18 protein-coding genes are annotated in these 21,463 nt (G+C 59.2%); 12 read left to right on the forward strand and 6 right to left on the reverse strand.

The window, feature by feature from the left end:
• Both AB4O12_RS09710 and AB4O12_RS09715 read left to right on the forward strand, forming a co-directional pair.
• Positions 1-447, forward strand: a complete 447-nt coding sequence (locus tag AB4O12_RS09710; protein ID WP_339101463.1) for a GspH/FimT family pseudopilin — start codon at positions 1-3, stop codon at positions 445-447.
• Positions 444-1,052 (forward strand): prepilin-type N-terminal cleavage/methylation domain-containing protein, encoded by a 609-nt coding sequence (locus AB4O12_RS09715; protein ID WP_095180174.1) that lies wholly within the window; start codon positions 444-446, stop codon positions 1,050-1,052. The genes AB4O12_RS09710 and AB4O12_RS09715 overlap by 4 nt, the downstream gene beginning before the upstream one ends.
• A 581-nt stretch (positions 1,053-1,633) precedes the next feature.
• Here AB4O12_RS09715 and AB4O12_RS09720 read toward each other — a convergent pair.
• From AB4O12_RS09720 to AB4O12_RS09730, 3 genes are read right to left on the reverse strand one after another with little or no spacing between them, the layout of a single operon-like run.
• Complete coding sequence (locus AB4O12_RS09720) at positions 1,634-2,572, reverse strand: FecR family protein (RefSeq protein ID WP_460061630.1); 939 nt, start codon at positions 2,570-2,572, stop codon at positions 1,634-1,636.
• A gap of 32 nt (positions 2,573-2,604) precedes the next feature.
• The gene (locus AB4O12_RS09725; RefSeq protein ID WP_122698125.1) at positions 2,605-3,156 is read right to left on the reverse strand and encodes an RNA polymerase sigma factor; all 552 of its coding nucleotides are present in this window, start codon (positions 3,154-3,156) and stop codon (positions 2,605-2,607) included.
• Positions 3,153-3,875 carry a secretin and TonB N-terminal domain-containing protein gene (locus AB4O12_RS09730; protein WP_191636969.1) on the reverse strand — a complete coding sequence of 241 codons (723 nt, stop codon included), beginning with the start codon at positions 3,873-3,875 and terminating at the stop codon, positions 3,153-3,155. Before AB4O12_RS09730 ends, AB4O12_RS09725 begins: the two co-directional genes overlap by 4 nt.
• A gap of 150 nt (positions 3,876-4,025) precedes the next feature.
• Between AB4O12_RS09730 and AB4O12_RS09735 the strand changes: the two genes are divergently transcribed.
• The gene (locus AB4O12_RS09735; protein WP_041480100.1) at positions 4,026-4,328 is read left to right on the forward strand and encodes a hypothetical protein; all 303 of its coding nucleotides are present in this window, start codon (positions 4,026-4,028) and stop codon (positions 4,326-4,328) included.
• 181 nt (positions 4,329-4,509) lie between these two features.
• Here AB4O12_RS09735 and AB4O12_RS09740 read toward each other — a convergent pair whose 3' ends face one another.
• Positions 4,510-4,950: a carboxymuconolactone decarboxylase family protein gene (locus tag AB4O12_RS09740; RefSeq protein WP_130886981.1), complete on the reverse strand. Its 441-nt coding sequence runs from the start codon at positions 4,948-4,950 to the stop codon at positions 4,510-4,512.
• 443 nt (positions 4,951-5,393) lie between these two features.
• Here AB4O12_RS09740 and pdxR point away from each other — a divergent pair, with 443 nt between their 5' ends.
• The 4 genes from pdxR (at position 5,394) to AB4O12_RS09760 (ending at position 9,412) form a co-directional block, all read left to right on the forward strand.
• Positions 5,394-6,827 (forward strand): MocR-like pyridoxine biosynthesis transcription factor PdxR, encoded by a 1,434-nt coding sequence (gene pdxR / locus AB4O12_RS09745; RefSeq protein ID WP_460061633.1) that lies wholly within the window; start codon positions 5,394-5,396, stop codon positions 6,825-6,827.
• A gap of 123 nt (positions 6,828-6,950) precedes the next feature.
• Positions 6,951-7,244: an antibiotic biosynthesis monooxygenase family protein gene (locus AB4O12_RS09750; protein WP_460061635.1), complete on the forward strand. Its 294-nt coding sequence runs from the start codon at positions 6,951-6,953 to the stop codon at positions 7,242-7,244.
• A 192-nt stretch (positions 7,245-7,436) separates the two neighbouring features.
• The gene (locus AB4O12_RS09755; RefSeq protein ID WP_460061637.1) at positions 7,437-7,838 is read left to right on the forward strand and encodes a cupin domain-containing protein; all 402 of its coding nucleotides are present in this window, start codon (positions 7,437-7,439) and stop codon (positions 7,836-7,838) included.
• 275 nt (positions 7,839-8,113) lie between these two features.
• A complete protein-coding gene (locus tag AB4O12_RS09760) occupies positions 8,114-9,412 on the forward strand; it encodes an NHL repeat-containing protein (protein ID WP_252876433.1) in 1,299 nt (432 codons plus the stop codon).
• A gap of 61 nt (positions 9,413-9,473) precedes the next feature.
• Here AB4O12_RS09760 and AB4O12_RS09765 read toward each other — a convergent pair whose 3' ends face one another.
• Positions 9,474-14,369, reverse strand: coding sequence for an NAD-glutamate dehydrogenase (locus tag AB4O12_RS09765; RefSeq protein ID WP_095180183.1), 4,896 nt, complete (start codon positions 14,367-14,369; stop codon positions 9,474-9,476).
• 479 nt (positions 14,370-14,848) lie between these two features.
• A complete protein-coding gene (locus AB4O12_RS09770; protein ID WP_460061642.1) occupies positions 14,849-16,243 on the reverse strand; it encodes a hypothetical protein in 1,395 nt (464 codons plus the stop codon).
• 291 nt (positions 16,244-16,534) lie between these two features.
• Between AB4O12_RS09770 and AB4O12_RS09775 the strand changes: the two genes are divergently transcribed.
• The 5 genes from AB4O12_RS09775 (at position 16,535) to AB4O12_RS09795 (ending at position 21,458) form a co-directional block, all read left to right on the forward strand.
• The gene (locus AB4O12_RS09775; protein WP_406226716.1) at positions 16,535-16,891 is read left to right on the forward strand and encodes a hypothetical protein; all 357 of its coding nucleotides are present in this window, start codon (positions 16,535-16,537) and stop codon (positions 16,889-16,891) included.
• A gap of 520 nt (positions 16,892-17,411) precedes the next feature.
• Positions 17,412-18,599, forward strand: coding sequence for a YcaO-like family protein (locus AB4O12_RS09780; RefSeq protein ID WP_082530321.1), 1,188 nt, complete (start codon positions 17,412-17,414; stop codon positions 18,597-18,599).
• Positions 18,596-18,838, forward strand: a complete 243-nt coding sequence (locus tag AB4O12_RS09785; RefSeq protein WP_460061646.1) for a hypothetical protein — start codon at positions 18,596-18,598, stop codon at positions 18,836-18,838. The genes AB4O12_RS09780 and AB4O12_RS09785 overlap by 4 nt, the downstream gene beginning before the upstream one ends.
• Entirely contained in the window at positions 18,835-20,331 is a 1,497-nt protein-coding gene (locus tag AB4O12_RS09790) for an ATP-binding cassette domain-containing protein (protein WP_460061648.1), read from the forward strand. Before AB4O12_RS09785 ends, AB4O12_RS09790 begins: the two co-directional genes overlap by 4 nt.
• Positions 20,332-20,498: 167 nt before the next feature.
• Positions 20,499-21,458, forward strand: coding sequence for an AAA family ATPase (locus AB4O12_RS09795; RefSeq protein WP_007913915.1), 960 nt, complete (start codon positions 20,499-20,501; stop codon positions 21,456-21,458).
• The last annotated feature ends 5 nt before the right edge of the window (positions 21,459-21,463 follow it).

Consider the following 21,463-nt stretch of genomic DNA (forward strand, 5'->3'; position numbering starts at 1 on the left):
ATGAGCAGGCAGCAGGGTTTTACGTTGATCGAGTTGATGGTGGTGCTGGTGATCATCGGGATTGCCAGTGCGGCGATCAGTTTGAGTATCAGGCCCGATCCCTTGCAGTTGTTGCGCAAGGATGCCGAGCGGGTTGCGCAGTTGCTGCAGGTGGCGCAGGCGGAGGCTCGCGCGGATGGGCGGCCGATTGTGTGGGTGGCGGATGCCAAGGGGTTTCGCTTTGGGCGGCGTGGGAATGATGGCGTGGGATTTGAGTCGTTCAAGGAGGATGCGCAGTTGCGCCCGCGTGCGTGGCAGAGCCCAAAGGTCGAGGTACGGGTGGAACCTCGACAGACGGTGGTGCTGAATGCCGAGTGGATCAATCCGCCGTTGCGGCTGATTTTGTCTGATGGGGCCAATCGGCTGAGTGTGCTGCGCGATGGCAGTGGGCGGATCAGTATTCAATGAAGACTCAGCAAGGGTTCACTCTGATCGAGGTGATGGTCGCGATTTTGCTGATGGCGGTGGTGAGCCTGATTGCCTGGCGCGGGCTGGACAGTGTGACGCGGGCGGACAGTCATTTGCAGGCGAGCAGTGAGCAGAGCGATGGGTTGTTGCGGGTGTTGAATCAGTTGCAGCGCGATGTGGACATGCGCGCGGGGGTGGAGTTGAGCGAGCCGCGCAAGGTCGGGGCTGAGGATGAGGCGCCGACCGCGCCGCCGGCGGTGACGGTGCGCAGCAGTGATAGTAAGGGGTTTCGGCTGGACATTATTCGCAGCGCGGCGGACCAGCCGGGGGCGTTGCAGCGGGTTCGGTGGTGGGTCAAGGGGGATACGTTGTATCGGGCGGTGGCTGAGGCGCGCAGTCGCTATCCGTTGCCGGCGCCTGGGAATGGGGTTGCAGTGTTGAGTGAGGTGAGTGATGTGCAGGTGCGGGTTTGGGAGGTGGATAAGGGATGGCGGCAGCTGAGCGGGAATCGGCGGGAGGATCCGTTGGGGTTGGAGATTCGTTTGAGTCGGCAGACGGCGCAGGGGGTTGAGCGGTATCGGCAGGTGATTGGGTTGTTGCAATAATTTGGCGGTCACCAATCAAATGTGGGAGCGAGCCTGCTCGCGAACGCGGTGGGTCAGTCAATGTTGTTGTTACTGGTAGACCGCTTTCGCGAGCAGGCTCGCTCCCACAATTGGGTTGGGGGCGGTCAGTTGCAGGTTGGTTGGCTGTTAGGCCGTCATCGCTGGCAAGCCAGCTCCCACAGGGGTCGAGTGCGACCGGAAGATATTGGTCAGATGGTAGACCGCTTTCGCGAGCAGGCTCGCTCCCACAATTGAATTGGGGGCAGACAGCTTTAGGTTGGTTGGCTGTTAGGCCGTCATCGCTGGCAAGCCAGCTCCCACAGGGATCGAGTGCGACCGGAAGATATTGGTCAGTTGGGCAACCGCATTCGCGAGCAGGCTCGCTCCCACAGAAAGCAAAAGCAAGATCAAAAGATCGCAGCCTTCGGCAGCTCCTACAGTTGGATTGGGTGTAGGCAGTTGGGGATTGAGTGGCTGTTAGGCCGTCAGCGCTGGCAAGCCAGCTCCCACAGAAGGCAGGATCAAGATCAGAAGATCGCAGCCTTCGGCAGCTCCTACATTTGGATCGCGCTGGGCTTTGGTTAGCTGAGAACGACCACGCCACCGGGGAGTTCGGTGCATTTGACGCCGTAGGCGTCGCGGATCAGCAAGGCGACGCCGGCGAGTTGGTCGAGGTTGAAGCGGGCCTGGACGCGGCGTTGGCCGAGTTCGCGGTTGAGCAGCAGGAGCATGCCGGGGCGGTAGCGGTTGATTTCGTCGATCATCTGGCTGAGGGTCGCGCCGTTGAACACCAGCACTTGTTGGCGCCAGTTCATCACGGCGGCGGTGTCGACGGTTTGCACGTTGCCGATTTGCCGTGCGTCGTAGGTGACTTGCTGGCCCGCTTCGAGGCGCAGGTTGCGGCCTTCGATGGCGACGTCGACCGTGCCGTCGAGGCAGGTCACGCAGACTTGCTGGTCGGTGTTGCGCAGGTTGAAGCGCGCCTGACTGGCGCGCAACCACCCTGCTCCGGCCTGCATCGCCAGTGGCAGACGTGCGGTTTGCACTTCGACTTCGCCGCTGACCAGTTCAAAGCCCTGCACGCCGTTTTCGACGCTGCGCTGGTTGATGCGGGTCTGGGTGTTGAGTTCGAGGCTGACGCCTTGCGCCGGTTCGACCCGCCGTTGCTGGCCGACTTCGGTGATGTAGTCGGCGCCCAAGCCTTCGAAGCCGCCGGGAATCGTGCCGCGCACCAGCAGGAATGCGGCGGATGCGGCAATCGCGCCGCCGAGAAATGCCCGTCGACCGAAGCCGCGTCGGCCCTGCAACGCTTCGGCGGCCGGTTGCAGGTGATGCCATAGCCGCTTGGCTTCTTCGAACGCCCGGGCATGTTCGCCACTCTGCGCGCACCATTCGCGCAGGGCGCGGGCGTCGGCGACGGTGGCGCGGCCCGAGGTCAGCAGGATCAGCCAGTCTTGGGCTTCGCTGTGCAGCAACTCGGTGGCCGAAGGCTCGGCGGGTTTCAGTCGAAAGATGTTCAAACGCGCAAATTCTCAACGGATTAATCGGGTCACTATTCGCTAGACGGTTTTCCGGCCCCGCGACCGAACCGCTGAAACACTTTTCTTTCCAGTTTTGCTGCGCAGAAGCCCAGCGCGGCTTTGATTTCCTTCTCGACCATGCGCGTGGAAATGCCGAAACGCTGGGAGATTTCCAGGTGCGGCGCCTCTTCCAGCCGCGCGGCGATGAAGATCCGCCGACGTCGTGCGGGCAGTTCGTACAAGGCGCTGAGCAGGGCCTGCATTTCCTTTTGCCCGCCGACCACCCGCGCCGGGTCGAGGGCTTCGTCGCCCAGTTGCAGCAGCTCTTCGACCTCAGTACCGGTGAGCAGCCGCGCATCGGCCTGACGGCGGTCGGCGGCGATGTTGAGGGCCATGCGATACAGGTAGGCGTTGGGCTTGAGCAGGTTCGGCGGGGTCTCCATGCGATCGACCCGCAGCCAGGTTTCGTGCAGCACGTCATTGGCCAGATCCTCGGAACCGAGGCGGCGGCGCAAGCGCACGCGAAAGTCCTCGTAGGAGCTGAGGAACAGCTGGCCCATCACGCTTTGTCCGGCGTCTTTCATCCCCCGGAAACTCCTTCCCATCTCGTGCATTCCATGCGCTTCCCTGACGACTCCGGTAACAACAGCAACGTGACCGGCTGGCGCAAGGCGCTGGGCGTCGGCCGATCGATTGTGAGATTGCGAAAACTTTCCACCAGCGCGTTATCGCGCCGTACATCGCCGGTCGAAGTGACCAACCGGTTGTGCTGCACCACGCCGTCGCGCCCGACCCACACCTGCAACACCGCGCGATAACTGCCCGGCCGTGTCAGCGGCGAGCGGCACAGCTTGCGCTCGATCGCCGCTTGCACCGCCGTCGCGTAACTGCGGTTGACCGCGACAGCGGCCGGCGTGGGTTTGTCCGTCGGCACCGGCAGATCTTCCACCTGCGCCACTTGCAAGGTGAACGCGTCGGCGCGGGCATAGCGCGCCATCAACCCGGTGCCGCCGAGCAAATGGCGCAAGGCATCGGCGGCGGTGAATTCGCCATCCACGGCGAGGGAGCGGCGGCCCCGGCTCAACTGGCTGTCGACCAGCACGGCGACGCCCGTGGCGCGGCTGTATTGATCCAGCGCCCGAGCGAGTTCCTGCGCCGGGATGTGCAAGGTCAGGCGCATATCCGCCGCTGCTGGATCTGCATTGGCCGCGTTGGCCAGCAGACCGAGCAGCCACCCCAGACCCGCGCGGCGCACAAGCGTCGCCGAGCGCTGAAGACTGATCCGCGAACTGCCTCGCTGCACGACTGGCGCACCCCTGAAAATCGCTATCCTGCGGGGCATTTATGACTCTGGTATGACGGGCGGTGCAAAAAAACCATCACGGGTTTTGCGCCGCGCTTGCACTAGACTCAAACCCCAGAGCGGCCCATTCGGGCGGGCGAGGAGGCGGACATGAAAACGCGGTGGATGTGGGTCTTGCTGATGACAGTGGGCGCGGCGCAGGCGGAAGAGCCGCTGGGCTGTGTCGAGGTCACGGTCGGCGGTTACAAGGCGCCGAATTACGATTGCCTGAGCCAGCAGATGGGCAACAATCCCGACGGCGCGGCGGCGGCGCAGAAGAACATGGAAGCGTTGAATGTGCCGGTGCACAAGCGCGCGCCGAATCAGGTCGGACTGGCGACCCCGGCTGCGACCAGTACGCGGATGGGGAATACGTTTGGCACATCGGTGAAACCGCAGCGGCCGGCGAATTGAATCGCACTGTGGGTGCTGAGGGGATTTAGCGCCTGTGGTGAGGGGATTTATCCCCGTTGGGTTGCGCAGCGGCCCCGAAGTCGCCTGACTCTGATCTGTCAGATAAACCGATTTCACCGTTTTGACGTCTGCTGCGCAGCCGAACGGGGATAAATCCCCTCGCCACAGGGATGGGCGCTGTTCAGTCACTCGGGGTCTGACGGAAGCTGACAGCCAAACGATTCCAGCTGTTGATGGTGCTGACTGCAACCGTCAGGTCCACCAGTTCGCCTTCATCGAATTGCTCGCGCGCTTGCTGGTAGACGTCATCCGGCACGTGGCTTTCGGCCAACAGCGTCACCGCCTCGGCCCAGGCCAGCGCCGCCCGTTCGCGAGGGTTGAAGAAGTTGCTGTCGCGCCACACCGCGATCGCGTAAAGGCGCCGATCGCTCTCCCCGGCCCGCCGCGCGTCCACCGAATGCATGTCAGTGCAGAAGGCGCAGCCGTTGAGTTGCGAAGCGCGGATCCGGATCAATTGCAGAAGCGGCGCTTCGATGCTCAGGTTGCTGGTCAGCGCCTCCATGGCAAGCATCGCTTTCATCGCCTTGGGCGAAGCGTTGTAGTAATCCAGACGCAGGGACATGGCGCGGCTCTCGGCAGGCGGAATGATGAGTTCACGGTAAGGGCTGTGAGGGCTGTGTTACAGCCCCAATTCCATGAATTCCGGCTACACCAATGAACCTCGGCCAAACGCAATACCTGTGGGAGCGAGCCTGCTCGCGAAAGCGGTTTCCCAGACAAATATTCATCCACTGCACCACCGCCATCGCTGGCAAGCCAGCTCCCACAAGGTTTAACGTCGTTCACAAGATTTGTGCACGCCGCAAAAACTGTGGGAGCTGGCTTGCCAGCGATAGCGGAGTGTCAGACAACGAATCTGTTCAATGACAGACCGCTTTCGCGAGCAGGCTCGCTCCCACAGGGACTTGCGCCAATTTGCGGTATTTACTCCACGCAACTACTGCCATAAGCCCAACAACGCTAATCTGACCGACACTTCACTCAACACCCGGGAGCCTCGTCGGTATGGAACTTCATGTCGTGATCAACGGCCGCAAGGATCTTGCCGGTCAGTTGTATCAGCAGTTGCGCGCGGCGATTGAATCCGGGCGGTTGGCGGCGGGTACGCAGTTGCCGCCGAGCCGCTTGCTGGCCGAGCAATTGGGCATCTCGCGCAAGACCATTTCCGACACCTATGCGCAGCTGACCTACGAAAACTTCCTCACCGGCGTGATCGGCAAAGGCACCTACGTCAACGCCCGACCGGCGCAGGTGCAGCGCAAGCAGAGCCACACCGAGCTGGCCAGTGCCGAGGTGATCGAGAGCTGGCGCAATCTGCCGGTGTTCCTCCGTCACCCGACGCTGGAAGGTTCGCTGCGCTACGACTTTATCGGCGGCGCCACCAGCAAAGGCCAGTTCCCCCACGACGACTGGCGCCGCTGCGTGGCCCACGCGATGCGGCAGATGGCGCAGTCGAAGGGTTTTTACAGCGTTGCCGAAGGTTTGCCGGCGCTGCGCAATGCGATCGCTCGGCACATCGCGTTTTCCCGTGGCATCAACTGTCAGGACGAGGACATCGTGGTGTGCAACGGCGCGCAGCAGGCGCTGGACCTGATTGCCCGCGTATTGACCCGTCCCGGCAGTCTGGTGGCCATGGAAGACCCCGGCTACCCGCCCGCGCGCTTGTTGTTCGGCACGCATGGCGCGGAGGTGGTCGGGGTGCCGGTGGATGCCGAGGGCATTCAGGTCGAGCACATTCCCGATGGCACCCGGCTCATCTATGTGACGCCATCGCATCGGTTTCCGCTGGGCATGGCGATGAGTCAGGCGCGCCGCGAGGCCCTGCTCGCCCGTGCTCACGATCTCGGCGCGATCATCATTGAGGACGACTACGACAGCGAATTCCGCTACGAGGGCCGACCCACCGATTCGCTGTACAACCTCGATCAGCGCGGCATCGTCGCCTACGTCGGCACCTTCTCGAAAACCCTGCTGCCAGAGTTGCGCCTGGGCTACGCGATCTTGCCGCCGTCGATCATCGAGGCAGTGATCCGCGCCAAACAGCTCACCGATCTGCACGCCTCGACCCTGCCGCAATGGGCGCTGGCCAAGTTCATCGCCGAGGGTTGCCTGCTCAAGCACATCCGCCGCTGCCACACGATCTACGCGCAACGCCGCGAACGCATCCTGGAGCGCATGGCGACGGATCTGGCGCCATGGCTGCAAGCCGTGCCGGCCAGCGCCGGGTTTCACATGGCGGTGTTCTGCAAGGTGCCTATCGATTTGCCGTTGGTCATCGAGCTGGCAAAAAAGGTCGAGGTCGGCCTGTATGCGATCAGTGGTTTCTACTACCAGCAGCCGGCGAAAGAAGGCCTTTACTTCGGTTTCGGCGCCATCGAGACCCTGGACATCGACATTGCTCTGGATCGCCTGCGCGACATCCTCGAACAGCTGTCATGAGCCGTTGGTATAAGGCTTTTACCGCCGATTGGTTATTGGTGATTCATGGCGACAGGCCTATTCTGCACAGGCGTTATCCCTCAGTGAGCAGGATTCGTCCGGCCTGATTCAGGAGTGTGAGCAATGTCCAACGAAGTGATCAACACGGTTCAGGTGAAGGCTGTTGCGGGCCGCTCGGAAGAGCTCGGCAAGCAATTGCAGAAGATCGTCGACACCCTGCGCGAAACCCCGGGCTGCGATTCCTACCTGGTCGACCGCTGCCCCGAGGACAGCCACCGCTGGACGGTCAGCGCGCGCTGGCAGTCGGAAGCGGCAATGCAGGCGCATTTCAACCGGCCCGAGGCGCAGGGGTTTATCGACCTGATCGATAGCCGCCCGGCCAATAGCGTCGATTTCAACAGCTTTCCTATCGTCTAAAAGCAAGATCAAAAGATCGCAGCCTTCGGCAGCTCCTACTCTGGAATGCGTTCCCCTGTAGGAGCTGCCGAAGGCTGCGATCTTTGCTTTTGAACCAGAATTGGTCACCTGATCTTCGCGAATATTGGCCGTTTGAACCGGCCACATTGCGGCCTACTGTGAGCACACCCCCACCATCACAGGTAACCCGCCATGAAAGCCCTGCACCTCGTCGCCGCCGCCCTCGCCTTCAGCCTTTCCGCATCGGCGATGGCTCACGACCCATCCGAAAAAATCACCGTCCTGCAGGAACAACTGCTGAAAAACGCCCCCGGCAAGAAAGCCATGATGATCGAAGTCGACTACCAGCCGGGGCAATCCTCGATCGCCCATAAACACGAAGGCACGGCGATGGCTTACGTGCTCGACGGCGAAGTGATTTCCCAAGTCAAAGGTGAACAGGCGATCACTTACAAAAAGGGCCAGTTCTGGTACGAGCCGGCCCGTTCCGAGCATCTGGTGTCGAAAAACGCCAGCTCGACCAAGCCTGCCAAGTTGCTGGTGTTCATGGTGCTGGCCCCGAACGAGCAGGTGCTGATCCCGCTGGAAAACTGATGGCTGCCTGATCACATTTGGAATGCGATCAACCGTGGGAGCGAGCCTGCTCGCGAAGGCGCCAGACCGGACACCACAAAATCCCTCAGACATTAAATCCCCGGCAAGACAGGCCATCCCGTCTTCCAAATCCACAATCATCCGCCGCTGTCCACTGTCAGGTCTGACAGTGGACAGCGCGACCGAAAGCTTCCCAAATACCAGCACTGCGTTGATTTGCCGGTCCCTATCGACTGATCGCTTTACGCAAAAACAGCGTATTCGAGGAGCAGACCATGACTGAAGTAAAAGACACCGCTGTGCATAATCTGGACCCCACTTTCGGCCCCGATAAAAATGGCCTCACCTGGTTTAAATATCCCGATCAGGAAAACGGCTTCGCCAACGCAGTTGCCGTCGCGGCGGACGGCAAGCTGCTGATCGCCGCAAGTCCGGGCAACAAGTTCGCCATTGTGCGATTGAAGCCTGATGGCACACAGGACACTTCGTTTGCCCGGGATGGCGTGGCCAGCGGGGTTTTCGCTCCGGGCTATAAATCCACGGGTGGCAGCATCAGCATCCTCAAGAACGGAAATCTGTTGCTTCAGGGTGCCTTTTATCTACACGAATACGCACAGCCACAACGCTGCCTGGCAATGTTTCGCAATGACGGAACGCCCGAGACCGCATTTGGCGTCAACGGCGTAGTCTTCGTTGATCCGATTCCGGTGCCCGCGCTCACGTCGTCCGAGATCGAACTTGGGCAAAAACGCACTACGGCATCCGATTACAGTGGCCATGCCATTGAACTGGACGACGGAAAACTGATGGTGTTGAGCAACCATCGATATTCCCCCAATGACCAATGCGGTCTTTTGATCAGACTGCAAAGCAACGGGGCTCTGGACACTGCGTTTGGCCAGGGAAAGGGTTACGTCGTGATTCGATACCTGGCCAACTTCACGTGGGCTGGCTCACTAATCCGGCTCCAGGACGGCAAATTCGCCATCGCAGGTTACGTTTCACGTGAAAACCGCTACCGCGCAATGATCGCCCTCTTCGACGCCACAGGTAAGCCTGTCAGCAGCTTTGGCGATAACGGTTTTGCCCTGTTCGACCGCCTGGACAAGCTCAGTCAGATCAACCAACTGGTCGAAATGCCTGGTGGCAACATCCTTGGCATCGGTAGCGCCACCTCGAAGGATTTTGTTCACCAGGGCGTCCTGGTTTGTGTCGACAGGAACGGGAAATACGCCATCGACTTCAATGAAGGGAGGCCTGTCCTGACGTCCTATCCAAAAGCCCTTTTCGGCATCCAATGGACTGCTGGCACGCTGAGGGACGGACACATCGTCGTGCTTTCCAGCACCCACGGCGAACAAGACTCGGAAATCGTCATTGCCCAGTTCAAATCGGAAGGCTATCCAGATCGCGATTTTGCCGACGACGGTGTGCTGGTCATCAATCTGACCGCCGTGCTCGACATGGCGGGAGGCCTTGCCATTCAGAACAATCAGCTTGTCGTAGCCGGAACATCCCTGCCCCGTACGGACGGCGTCGGTAGCTTCGCCTTTCGCTGCGCCGATACGTTCTGAATGACAGACAAGAAAAAGCCCCGCCTCTTTCGAGAGCGGGGCTTCTTCATTCAGCCACTACTTACGCCAGTTCAAGCTCGGCATTCGCAGTGATCGCAGGCACGATCGCTTGCCCGCTCAACGCCAGATCCAGCAGTTCACGGTTGGCCACCGCGTACATGGCGTAGTCCGTACCGCTCGCAGCACGGATTTCCACCAACATGGCGCGCCAGCGTTCGATCATGCTTTCGTGCTGGGCCATCCACAGCGCCAGGCGTGCTTCCACGTCCTGCGAGCCGTCGCCCTGTTGCAGGACGGAGATGGTGATCGCCCGTTGCTGCCAGTCGACGTCATCACGGAACGCTTCACGGGCCAGAGCCTGCCAGTTGTTTTCAACCGGCAGAGCGCTGATCTGTTGCAGGTACCAGGTGATGTCCAGTGCAGAGCCGACGGCGAAGTAAGCCTTGGCCACTTCGGCCGGGTTCTGCCCGGTGACGTCTGCGGCTTCGATGATCGGCAGCAGCGTGTACAGGTGCGAAGTACCCGCCACCATACGCGCCAGCAATTCCGGCACACCGGCTTCGACGTACGCCTGATAGCGCGACTGCCAGTTCTCGCGGATTTCGCCGCTGAGCAGTTCGTCGAGTTTCAGACCCAGCTCTTTCAGGTGCGGACCGAAATGCGCGACGTCACGGGCAGCGTTCTGCTCGTTGCGGCGGGCACGCAGGAACCAGCGCGTGGCACGACGGCCCAGACGCATCAGCTCGTCCATCAGTTCCAGTTGCACGTCAGCGGAAACCTGATAGTCCAGCGCTTCGATCTGACGGAACCAGTGCGGGAGGTGGAAGATGTCACGCACGATCACGTAAGCGCCAGCCACGTTCGCCGGGCTCATGCCGGTCGACTCTTTGAGTCGTTGCACGAAAGTGATGCCCATGTGGTTGACCAGATCGTTGGCGATCTGGGTGCTGACGATCTCGCGCTTCAGACGGTGGCGACGCATGGCTTCGGAGAACTTGCTGACCAGGGTCGGCGGGAACGCCGTTTCCATGTCGCGGGTCAGGTAGTCGTCGTCCGGCACCAGCGAGCCCAGCAGCTGCTCTTTGAGGTCGATCTTGCTGTAGGAAATCAGCACCGACAGCTCAGGACGGGTCAGGCCGTGGCCCTCTGCGACGCGCTCGGTCAGTTGCTCTTCGGTCGGCAGGAATTCGATGGCACGGTCCAGCTTGCCACGGCCTTCCAGATCGCTCATCAGACGCTTGTACTCAGCGATGCGCGCGTAGGCACGGCGCGCCGCCAGGGACAGGGCCTGAGTCTGCTTGTAGTTGTTGCCCAGCACCAGATTGCCGACTTCGTCGGTCATGCTCGCGAGCAACTGGTTGCGTTGCTTGTCGGTCATGTCACCGGCCTGAACCACTTCGTTCAGCAGGATCTTGATGTTCACTTCGTGGTCGGAGCAGTCCACGCCACCGGCGTTGTCGATGAAGTCGGTGTTGGAACCGCCGCCATTCAAGCCGAATTCCACGCGACCCAGTTGGGTCATGCCGAGGTTACCGCCCTCGCCCACGACTTTGCAGCGCAGCTCGTTACCGTTTACGCGCAGTGCATCGTTGGCCTTGTCGCCGACATCGGCGTGGCTTTCGGTGCTGGCCTTGACGTAGGTGCCGATACCGCCGTTCCACAACAGATCCACCGGCGCCTTGAGCAAGGCATTGAGCAGTTCGGTCGGGGTCAGCTTGTCAGCCTGGATGTCGAAGCGTTCTTTCATCTGCGGCGAGATCGCGATGCTCTTCGCGCTGCGCGAGAAGATACCGCCACCTTCGGACATGATGCTGGTGTCGTAGTCGGTCCAGGCCGAACGCGGCAGGTCGAACAGACGCTGACGCTCGACGAAACTGGTCGCCGGGTTCGGGTTAGGGTCGATGAAGATGTGCATGTGGTTGAATGCCGCGACCAGTTGCAGCTTGTCGGACATCAACAGGCCGTTACCGAACACGTCGCCAGCCATGTCGCCGACGCCAACCACGGTGATGCTGTCTTCCTGAACATTGATGCCGCGTTCGCGGAAGTGGCGCTGTACGCCGACCCACGCGCCCTTGGCGGTGATGCCCATTTTCTTGTGGTCGTAACCGGCCGAACCACCGGAGGCGAACGCGTCACCCAGCCAGAAGCCGTAGTCGATGGCGATGCCGTTGGCGATGTCGGAGAAGGTTGCAGTGCCCTTGTCCGCCGCGACCACCAGGTACGGGTCATCGTCGTCATGACGCACGACATTGACCGGCGGCACCAGGGCGCCGTCCTTCAGGTTGTCGGTGATGTCCAACAGACCGGAAATGAAGATGCGGTAGCAGGCGATGCCCTCGGCCGCGATCTCGTCACGGCTGCCGCCCAGTGGCAGACGACGCGGCAGGAAGCCGCCCTTCGCACCCACCGGCACGATGACCGAGTTTTTCACTTGCTGGGCTTTTACCAGGCCGAGCACTTCGGTACGGAAGTCTTCTTCACGGTCGGACCAGCGCAGGCCACCACGAGCAACGTTGCCGAAGCGCAGGTGCACGCCTTCGACGCGTGGCGAGTAAACGAAGATTTCAAACTTCGGCACTGGCTTTGGCAGCTCAGGGATCGCATGCGGGTTGAACTTGAAGCTGAAGTACGACTTGTTCTGGCCGTTGGCATCCGTCTGATAGAAGTTGGTGCGCAGGGTGGCTTTGATCAGGTCGAGGTAACGACGCAGGATGCGGTCTTCGTTGAGCACCTGAACATCGTCCAGTGCAGTCAGAATCGCTTGTTCCAGACGCAGTTGCTTGTCTTCCAGATCGTCGCTGCCGAGCTTGCGCGCCAGGTAGAAACGGGTCTTGAACAACCGGGTCAGTTCGCGAGCGATGTCGGTGTGGTTGTTCAGGGTGCTGGCGATGTAACCCAGGTCGAAGCCCAGACGAATCTGCTTCAGGTAACGGGCGTAGGCACGCAGCAGCGCGACGTCGCGCCATGGCAGACCAGCGGTCAGCACCAGACGGTTGAACGCATCGTTCTCGGCATCGCCGCGCACGATGTGGACGAACGCGTCCTGCAGGGTGTCGTTGAGTTGCTGGATGTCGAGGTCGAGACCTTCAGCGGCGGTGAATGCGAAATCGTGAATCCAGAATTCGCGGCCGTTGGTGTGGCGCAGGCGATACGGGAATTCACCCAGTACGCGCAGGCCGAGGTTTTCCAGAATCGGCAGGACGTCGGACAGCGCCAGCGGCGTGTCGGCGTGATACAGCTTGCAATGCAGCTCGCGCTGGCCGGAGACCTGACCGAGCGGCTGATAGAAGCTCATCACCAGCGGATTTTTTTCGTTGAGGCTCAGCAGGTGCTGCATGTCGACCACGGCCGAATGCGCGGCAAAACGCTCGCGGTAACCGGCCGGGAAGCCTTTCGGGAAGTCGGCCAGCACGTTGGTGCCGTGGGCTTCGCCGAAGCTTTCGACGGTCAGTGCGGCGTAATCGTCCTGCCAGCTGCGGCAGGCCTGAACCACTTCTTTTTCCAGCAGCAGCGGGTCGATGTCGAGACGGTTCTTCGGATCGACGCGCAGGATCAGCTGCACACGGGCCAGCACGGATTCCGAGAAGAAAGTCCAGAATTCGCAATCGGAAGCCTTCAGGCGCTCCATCAGCACTTGCTGGATCTTCTGGCGCACTTCAGTGGAATAGATATCGCGCGGCACGTAGGCCAGGCAGTAGCAGAAGCGACCGTACGGGTCTTTGCGCAGGAACACGCGGATCTTGTTGCGTTCCTGGATCTGCACGATCGACATCACAGTGGTGAACAGTTCGTCGACCGGGGTCTGGAACAGGTCGTCACGCGGTAGCACTTCGAGGACCTGGGCCAGTTCCTTGCCCAGGTGAGCCTTGGACTGGAAGCCGGAGCGGCGCTCGATTTCTTCGACCTTGCGGCGGATGAACGGGATGACCCGCACGCTCTCGCCGTACACCGACGAGGTGTACAGGCCCATGAAGCGGTGTTCCTTGATGACTTTGCCGTCGGCGTCGATTTCGCGGATCGACACGTAGTCCGGGTAAGCCGGACGGTGCACACGGCTCGGGTGCGCAGCCTTGGCGAACGACAGCAGGGTCGGTTCGCGCAGATAGGAAACGGCGTAGTCTTCGATGCGCAGGTCTTCGTAGGTCAGGCCGGTGCGCAGCAGTTTGGTCAGGCCGAGGAAGGAGTTCCGGTCGTACTCGATGTGGCCGCCATCGGCCTGATCGGTGACCACGAACTCTTCGTAGCCGAGGAAGGTGAAGTGGTTGCCCACCAGCCATTCCAGGAAGCTCTTGATTTCGTTCTTTTCGTCGGCATCGACCGGATAGGCGCTGTTGTCGAGCTGGGTGAGGATGTCCTGCACCTTGGCTTTCATCGGCTCGAAGTCAGCAACGGCGACGCGCACTTCACCTAGCACCTGCTCAAGCTCTTTGCTCAGCACATTCAGCTCGGCCGCGTTGGCGCAACGGTCGATTTCCAGGTACATCAGCGATTCGTGCAGCACGCCTTCGCCGGTGCTGCCTTTTGGCAGGATTTCCAGCAGTTCGCCCTTGCTGCCACGACGCACGCTGAGCACGGTGGTCTGCAGGGTGTGAATGCTGTAGCCGCGACGGTTCAGCTCGGTACGCACCGAGTCGACCAGAAATGGCAGGTCGTGGTGCAGCACTTCGACCGCGGTGTGGGTCGACTGCCAGCCGTGACGTTCGTAATCGGGGTTGTAGACACGCACTTGCGGTTGCGCGTGATCGAAGCGCTCAAGCAGGCGCCACGCAGAGAGAGTACAGCCAGCGAGGTCGGAGAGACGACGTTGAGTCAGCTCGTCCAGGGAAATGATGCCGAAGAATTGTTCAGCGAACAGCGCCACTTGTGGCAGTGCCTGTTCACTGATGTGCTGCGCCAGTGCCGCTTGCAGTTGGTGCTGGAAGTCGGCTTTGCTGGCTGCGGTGAAGAACGCCATCTGTGGTACTCCGCTTAAGCTTGTTATTGATGGAAAGCGTCGCGTGCAACACCCCTTTCGGGGCTGGTGTCGCCCTGTTCCTGATTCTCGGGCAGAGGAAACAGGGAGACAGGTGGGTGAAGCTGGACGGGACACTCAGGTCACATTCACCTTCCATGAATGAGCATCTGCAAAAGCGACTGCCAGCACTGCCGACAATGCCTTTCCGGGTGCTCATCCGTTGCGCAGCTTAATGGGTGCGACAATGTGTCTGCTTGCGGTGCTGCGACATATTCGGTCATTGGCACGTAAATGCAGGGTTTCGCCTGCTTCAACACTAGCAGGCGTGAGCTTAAATGCAGGCTCGACACCCCGGTTTCACGGGACTTTCGTGCCAGGTCGGTCGCCGAGGACGTTACATATCCGGAAACGAAAACGCCCAAGGCCCTGTTATCGACCCTGAGCGTGGCATCCGGTTCAGCGCTGGCGGTTGACGCGGATCAGTCCGGCAGTTCCTCAAAGGCTCTGAATTTGCTGACCGTGGCGCAGTCGTAGCACATCGTCTGCAGGATCTGCTTGTCCATGCTGGCGTCGATGTTGCTTGAATCGCACTCGCGGCAGAACAGGCGCAGATTGCCCAGCAAGTCGCTGTCGAACGCTACGGCGCTGAAGAATTGCGGAACCAGTTCGTCGCGCCAGTACATGCCCGGCGACTTTGAGAATCCGGCGCCGCTGTCCTTCAGCACTACGTCGTAAAGCAGTCGCTGCAAGGCTGTCAGCGGCACACGCGCATCACGATGGCCGTTCTTGCGCCAGTTACGGACGAGCGCGTCCTGCGCCGTGCCCAGCATGTTGCGCGGAATGGTGTTGGAGGCGTGACTGCGCCCTTTGGAATTGCCGGTGGCATAAAAGTGCGCGGCGTTTCGTACCGCCAAGCGGGCGAAGTAATACAACTGACTCACCGAGAAGTCCTGCAACAACTGCCCGACCACCTCATCGGCACGGGCTTCGGCCGTGAAGGCGAAATCCACCTCACTGGCCAGCACACGAATGTATTGAAGCGACTCTTCGCGGGCGAGACTGAAGACCAGCGAATAGATTTCGCTCTTCCAGGCAGCCTTTACGCTGCCCGACAATTCCTGATACAGCGCCAGATACAGATTCTCTCGGTTACTGCGCGCCGCGCCATCCAGCGTGACGTTGGGCAGCCAGCGCACGGCGCTGTACTCGCGAATACTGCAACCCTCGCTGCGATCGAAGGCGTTGATATCGGATTCGGTGGAAACCGCCAGCACCCCGGCTTCGTGCAGGTCTTTGAGCAACTCTTCCCGCGCCTCGAAGGTCAGGGCGAGCAGCTCCTCTCGGGATGGCGCGTTCAACGGCGCAATCCATTCAACGTTTGCGCCGTAGCCATCATCGAGCAAGGCAAGCAACGTCAACTTCTGCACAAAGCCCAGATTGGCGTAAGGCACTGCAGGGAGTTGCGCGCCATATCTGGCCTGCAACTCCAGACGGTCCCGCGCTGCCCGGGCGGCCAGTTGCTGCTGGCGAACCTTGAAACATTCTGTGCAGTTGCACGCTGCGTGGCGGCCATTGGCGCCGGGGACAATGTGCTGGTGCTCACAGCGGACGCATTTGAATGCACTGCGCAACGAAAGCGGAGTTCCCCTGGCGTAGCGGCGCATCCACATCGGCAGTTCACAGTAAGGACAGGTGAGGTCTGTGCTGACGATCGGTGGCAGAACCTTTAGCAGACTGCGCACCGTGGAAGGAATCTGGAATTGCTCCATCAGCTGCGAAGTTTTCTCACCTTCAAGATAGCGCTTGTAGATCTCCTCGATCTGTTCATCAGACAGGTGGCGAATTTCTTCGGCGCGTTCGAAATATTGGGTCATGGCAAAGGTCCTTTTTGGGGTTTTGGTAACGCACTCCGTTGCGCAAGAGCGGCGAAACTAACGGCAAAACGGTGGCGATCACAAGCGAAAAATCGCAATTTCGGGTGAATTTTGCGCATCCGGTAATTGCCTTACGCTGGCGTCGGATTTTCCCTTCTCGCTACTCGGAACCGGGCGACGGAAATGTCCTGCTTTGCGACTTTTTGCCGATGCAGGCAGCGCGAACGAGCAGAGACTGGCAAAATCGCGCCTTCGAACAGATTCACCGCCGCCACTGCCCAGGATTTCCCCATGCAAATGACCACCGCCCTACTGATCGTCAACCCGTGCGACGACGAAGAAGACAACATGGCCATGCTCTGCTGCCACAGCGACAAGGGCGAGATGTTCCTGATGAGTCGTTATCCGGATGAGGATGAGCTGGAGATCACCCTGGATGGCGAGCCGTCGACGCTTGACGGGGTGAAGGTCACGCTGACGTCGGAACTGCTGAAGATCGAGATTGCTGCGGCGGATGCCGATGCGCTGAATGGCGATGATGTGCTGGAGATCAGTTTCAATCCGAATATGGTGGATATGGATGAGGTTGTTGAGACTTTGAAGAATATTCTCGATGGGACAGGAACTTTGGTAATTAATCTGGAATAACCAGTTCGGCGCGCATGACAAGATAAATGACGACGGCATTTGATCGCCTCTTATGCCATCGTCATTAATTGCACGCTGATTGACACCTCTACAAGTTCTAAACACCTGCAAACCATAATTCGCGCTAATTTTCCGCATAGAACGCCGCTGTGTTTAACAGCACGAAGTTCGATCCTACTACTCCTCAAGAAGTGCCCTACGCAATCATCGGAAGCCGTCTGATTGCGGGCCCACCCCCTCCCTTGTTATTACTCGTTGCGCTTGCAAAAAAACATGCAAGCTCGGCGCACAAAAAAGTGCCGACAACGTGATATTCAATGGAGTCATATGTAATGGGTAGAAAACGTTCTGAAATAAACACCTTCGAGGATTTGCCTTATGGCTCGGGCCACTTTGAAGGTTTCCTGGCGACGGAACTGGACTTCTTCGCCTCACTGACCCGCTGACTCGGCCTCCCGATCAGCCAATCCTGAAAATGCCGAAAGTCGATCTTTCGGCATTCAAGCCTACGAGGCTCACCATGTCAGAGCGTGAGATTTCATCCAGCGAAGCGTTTGTCCGAATAAACAATGTTATCCAGACACTGGGTTTGAAAGCGCGAGTGCGCTATGTCGATGACGGTAATCTGGTCGCTACTGCCGAACTCTATAACGAATACGACACGCTGATTGAATCAGGCGCAGGCAAAGGTCCCGACGCGCTTGTAGGTGCACTTGCTGAAAGCCTTGAGCACTACGCGATGTTTCACGCCGAGCCGCCATTTTGCACAACGCTTGGTTGCAGTGACATCGCTTCGCAGAACGGGGTCGAGTCGGACGGCATTTTCACAAGTCTGCGAAAAAACATCGAGCCTCTACAGTGTCTGCAGCTTGCAGCACTCGACGGCTGCGCCGGGCTTTTTGTGCCATGCGCCCTGCTGTATCCGGTCAAAGATGAACGTAAAACAACGAGTCAACCGACGCGCTTTTTAAATCGCTACGCCTCTAACTCAGGAACTGCTTTCGGCTGCACGAAATCAGAAGCACTGCTGCACGGTACCCTGGAACTGATTGAGCGACACCTGTTGTCCCGGTTTTTCATGGCCGTCTGCAGACTGATACCTGCGATAGATCTCTACTCACCGTCGGCGCCCCTGCTTGCGCAAGCCCTGTTCAACAACTCATACGCGCTACGGGCTGCCGAAGCTTTGCAGATCATCATTATCAAAGACGAGTCAGAAGTTTATCTGGCGGTTGCATTCCCACGAACCGGCCCCGGCGACCGACATATATCCGCAATCGGCTCCGGCTGTTCTTTGGACATATTTATCGCCATCCAAAGAGCGGTAACGGAGCAATTCCAATCAAACGCCTTATACGACGCCAACGATGAAATCGCGGACCGAAAGGTACTTGATGTGCTTTGTCAATCCGAGAAACTGAAACAGCTGATAGACTTTGCACCCGTTAAAAACTTGAAACTCAATACCCTGGCGCCGCCAAAAAGCCTGCTTGCACTCTCTGTTCCTGAACAACTTGCCTTGCTCCGAAAAAACCTGAGCGGTATGAACAAAGTCCTATTTTTCAGAACAGTCATGGAGTACCCGGGGACCAACGTAGTTACCCAGACTTATATCCCGGGTCTCGACCGATTCAACATAATCAGAAATGGCCAACCCGTAGCTCCTCAGCACATTTTGCTCGGCACCAGGAGCACGCCAACGGCGTGATCCAAAACGACCACAGGCCCATACTCATGCAGACATTTATAAGAACAGCCTGCGAGAAACATCGACTCCTGCTGGTGATGACAATAGGCGCGACCATCACCCTGAAAATCCTGGCCCTGGCCCCTCCTTTGTTATTGGGCAAGATCGTCGATTCACTAAACGATGCCGATCACACAACGCTGCGTACGCTGCTTTTTTCACCGCAGCTTTTACGCTGGCCGGTTGCATTCAGTCGATGACCACCCCCCTGCAAACGCTGCTGCTCTCAAAGCTCGTCCAGCGAATTGTCATGGATGCTTCCATCAATTGGATGGCGCGGTTGATGGGCAAGGATTTTTCCCAGTTTGGCACGTGGCGAGTAGGACACTTCATCAAGTCGGTCGAGCGCGGAATCACTGCCCACGAACAGTTGCTGATGTTCTTCGTCACTACGGGTTTTCCCCTGTGCCTGGAATTTCTTATTGTGGCCGGCGCATTCTGGTATATGGGCGGAGCCTGGGTTTTCTGCGCGCTAGCTGGCCTCGGTGGCTGTTATCTCTATGCAACTCACCGGATCATTCGATGGCGCAGAAAACACATCGATGCTGTTAATGACCAGGAGGATGAGCTGAGTGCAACCTTGGTCAATACTTTGAGGGCTGGTAAATCGATAAAACTGGAACGCGCCGAACGCACGGCCCTGCAACCCTTGAACCGAGCGTTTGAGCGCTACGCCAATGCTGCGGTGACCGTAGCAGGCTCGGGCGGACTGTTGAGCGCGGCGAAGATTTTGTTTATCAGCCTGTCCACCGGCGGTTTGTTGGCTTGGGGAGTCATGGATCAGACGTCCGGACAAGCAAGTATCAGCGTCGGTCAGTTGGTGGCCATTTCCTCTATTGCTGGTACGTTCCTGTTGAATGTATCGGCGCTGACCGAAGGCTATCGGGTGCTGGATCAATTTTCGGCTGATCAACGGCGACTCAAAGAATTACTTGCAACTGCTGACTTCGATAACGATCGCTGCAATGACTCTGATGCGTTGCATAACCTATCAACATTACGGCTCGAGCCCTGCGAGATCACCCATAACGGTGTTGCGCAGCTATCAATTGCCAGCCAGATCAGCTTCCGACAGGGCCAATCCGTTGCGATCATCGGGCCCAGCGGCGCTGGCAAATCGACGTTACTCGAAGCGCTGGCAGGACTGGATTTTTCGGTGCGGCCCCGGCTGTTCATCGACGAGCTGTGCATAGATCGCTTAAATGCTCGCGTTCATCTGGAAACGGTGCGTTACAGCCCCCAGTCTCCGCAGTTCCTGGAAGGAAGTTTTGAACAGTCCGTACTTTTCGGTGTTGAGCAGTCGAAAGCATTGAACGAGGCAATTCAATGCCTCCAGCTTGATGAAATCATTGGCCGAGGTCACATCGCTGAAAACGCCACCAATATCTCCGGAGGTGAAGCGAAGCGGCTTTCGTTGCTGCGACTTCTGAATCGACCGGGCAAATTCAATCTGTTTGATGAGCCGAGTGCTTCGATTGAACCGAAACTCGCTACACCAGTGTGGGATTTGCTATTCAAGACATTCGCTGGACAGGGCCTTATATGTGTCACCCATGATGTTGAACATCTCCATCGTTTTGACCGCGTGCTCGTCATGCAGCAAGGCGCCATCGTTGATGAAGGCAAATGGTTCGAACTACTTGAGCGCCCCGCCATCAAGGTCATATTGCACAGCTTGCACACGCAGACCTGAATCGCAAAAACGTCCAGAAACGGCCCCACGCAGTGCAAACGAGGGCCGATACTGACAAATCGCGCAAATGCCGTTAGTCGCCGCCCCCCACGATGGATTAAAGTAACGCCCCCAGCCCCGGCGTTATCCGAACGCCCCGGCCACCCCCTTTCCAGGAACAGTCACCGATGGAACATCGTGAAGCGCTGCTGGCGCTGCGAACCTTTCTTTCAACGCAGATTCTCGGCCAGGAAAAACTCATCGAGCGCTTGCTCATCGCCCTGCTCGCCGACGGCCATATGCTGGTCGAGGGCGCTCCCGGTCTGGCCAAGACCAAAGCGATCAAAGAACTCGCCGAGGGCATCGAAGCCCAGTTCCATCGTATTCAGTTCACCCCCGACCTGCTGCCGGCTGACATCACCGGCACCGAAATCTACCGTCCGGAAACCGGCAGCTTCGTGTTCCAGCAAGGGCCGATCTTTCACAACCTTGTGCTGGCGGACGAAATCAACCGTGCGCCGGCCAAGGTGCAATCGGCTTTGCTCGAAGCGATGGCCGAGCGTCAGGTCAGCGTCGGGCGCAGCACCTATGAGCTGTCGCCGCTGTTTCTGGTGATGGCCACGCAGAACCCGATCGAACAGGAAGGCACCTATCCGCTGCCGGAAGCCCAGCTCGACCGTTTCCTCATGCACGTCAAGATCGGTTTCCCCGACGCCGCTGTCGAACGGCGCATCCTCCAGCAGGCCCGTGGCGAGGCGTTGAACGGTGAGACCAAGCCCGAGCGTCGGGTCAGCCAGCAGGCGATCTTCGCCGCGCGCAAGGAAATCCTCGGTTTGTACATGGCCGACGCCGTGGAGGAATACCTGGTGCAACTGGTCATGGCCACGCGCAACCCGGCCAAGTTCGACCCGGAAATGGCCGAATGGATCGCTTACGGTGCCAGTCCGCGCGGTTCGATTGCCCTCGATCGCTGCGCCCGCGCCCACGCCTGGCTGGCCGGTCGCGACTTCGTCAGCCCGGAAGACATTCAGGCCGTGCTGTTCGACGTGTTGCGCCATCGCATCATTCTGTCGTTCGAAGCCGAAGCCGCTGGCATCGATCAGGACCGCGTGGTGCAGCGGATTCTCGACGTCGTCGCCGTCGCTTGACCCCC

This window comes from Pseudomonas sp. S2_A05, assembly GCF_054668485.1.

What these genes read in the sequence shown, in the direction of transcription:
- AB4O12_RS09710 (WP_339101463.1), top strand. Translation starts at nt 1, where the DNA reads ATGAGCAGGCAGCAGGGTTTTACGTTGATCGAGTTGATGGTGGTGCTG.
- AB4O12_RS09715 (WP_095180174.1), top strand. Translation starts at nt 444, where the DNA reads ATGAAGACTCAGCAAGGGTTCACTCTGATCGAGGTGATGGTCGCGATT.
- AB4O12_RS09725 (WP_122698125.1), bottom strand. Translation starts at nt 3,156, where the DNA reads ATGAAAGACGCCGGACAAAGCGTGATGGGCCAGCTGTTCCTCAGCTCC.
- AB4O12_RS09735 (WP_041480100.1), top strand. Translation starts at nt 4,026, where the DNA reads ATGAAAACGCGGTGGATGTGGGTCTTGCTGATGACAGTGGGCGCGGCG.
- AB4O12_RS09740 (WP_130886981.1), bottom strand. Translation starts at nt 4,950, where the DNA reads ATGTCCCTGCGTCTGGATTACTACAACGCTTCGCCCAAGGCGATGAAA.
- pdxR (WP_460061633.1), top strand. Translation starts at nt 5,394, where the DNA reads ATGGAACTTCATGTCGTGATCAACGGCCGCAAGGATCTTGCCGGTCAG.
- AB4O12_RS09750 (WP_460061635.1), top strand. Translation starts at nt 6,951, where the DNA reads ATGTCCAACGAAGTGATCAACACGGTTCAGGTGAAGGCTGTTGCGGGC.
- AB4O12_RS09755 (WP_460061637.1), top strand. Translation starts at nt 7,437, where the DNA reads ATGAAAGCCCTGCACCTCGTCGCCGCCGCCCTCGCCTTCAGCCTTTCC.
- AB4O12_RS09760 (WP_252876433.1), top strand. Translation starts at nt 8,114, where the DNA reads ATGACTGAAGTAAAAGACACCGCTGTGCATAATCTGGACCCCACTTTC.
- AB4O12_RS09765 (WP_095180183.1), bottom strand. Translation starts at nt 14,369, where the DNA reads ATGGCGTTCTTCACCGCAGCCAGCAAAGCCGACTTCCAGCACCAACTG.
- AB4O12_RS09770 (WP_460061642.1), bottom strand. Translation starts at nt 16,243, where the DNA reads ATGACCCAATATTTCGAACGCGCCGAAGAAATTCGCCACCTGTCTGAT.
- AB4O12_RS09775 (WP_406226716.1), top strand. Translation starts at nt 16,535, where the DNA reads ATGCAAATGACCACCGCCCTACTGATCGTCAACCCGTGCGACGACGAA.
- AB4O12_RS09780 (WP_082530321.1), top strand. Translation starts at nt 17,412, where the DNA reads ATGTCAGAGCGTGAGATTTCATCCAGCGAAGCGTTTGTCCGAATAAAC.
- AB4O12_RS09790 (WP_460061648.1), top strand. Translation starts at nt 18,835, where the DNA reads ATGACCACCCCCCTGCAAACGCTGCTGCTCTCAAAGCTCGTCCAGCGA.
- AB4O12_RS09795 (WP_007913915.1), top strand. Translation starts at nt 20,499, where the DNA reads ATGGAACATCGTGAAGCGCTGCTGGCGCTGCGAACCTTTCTTTCAACG.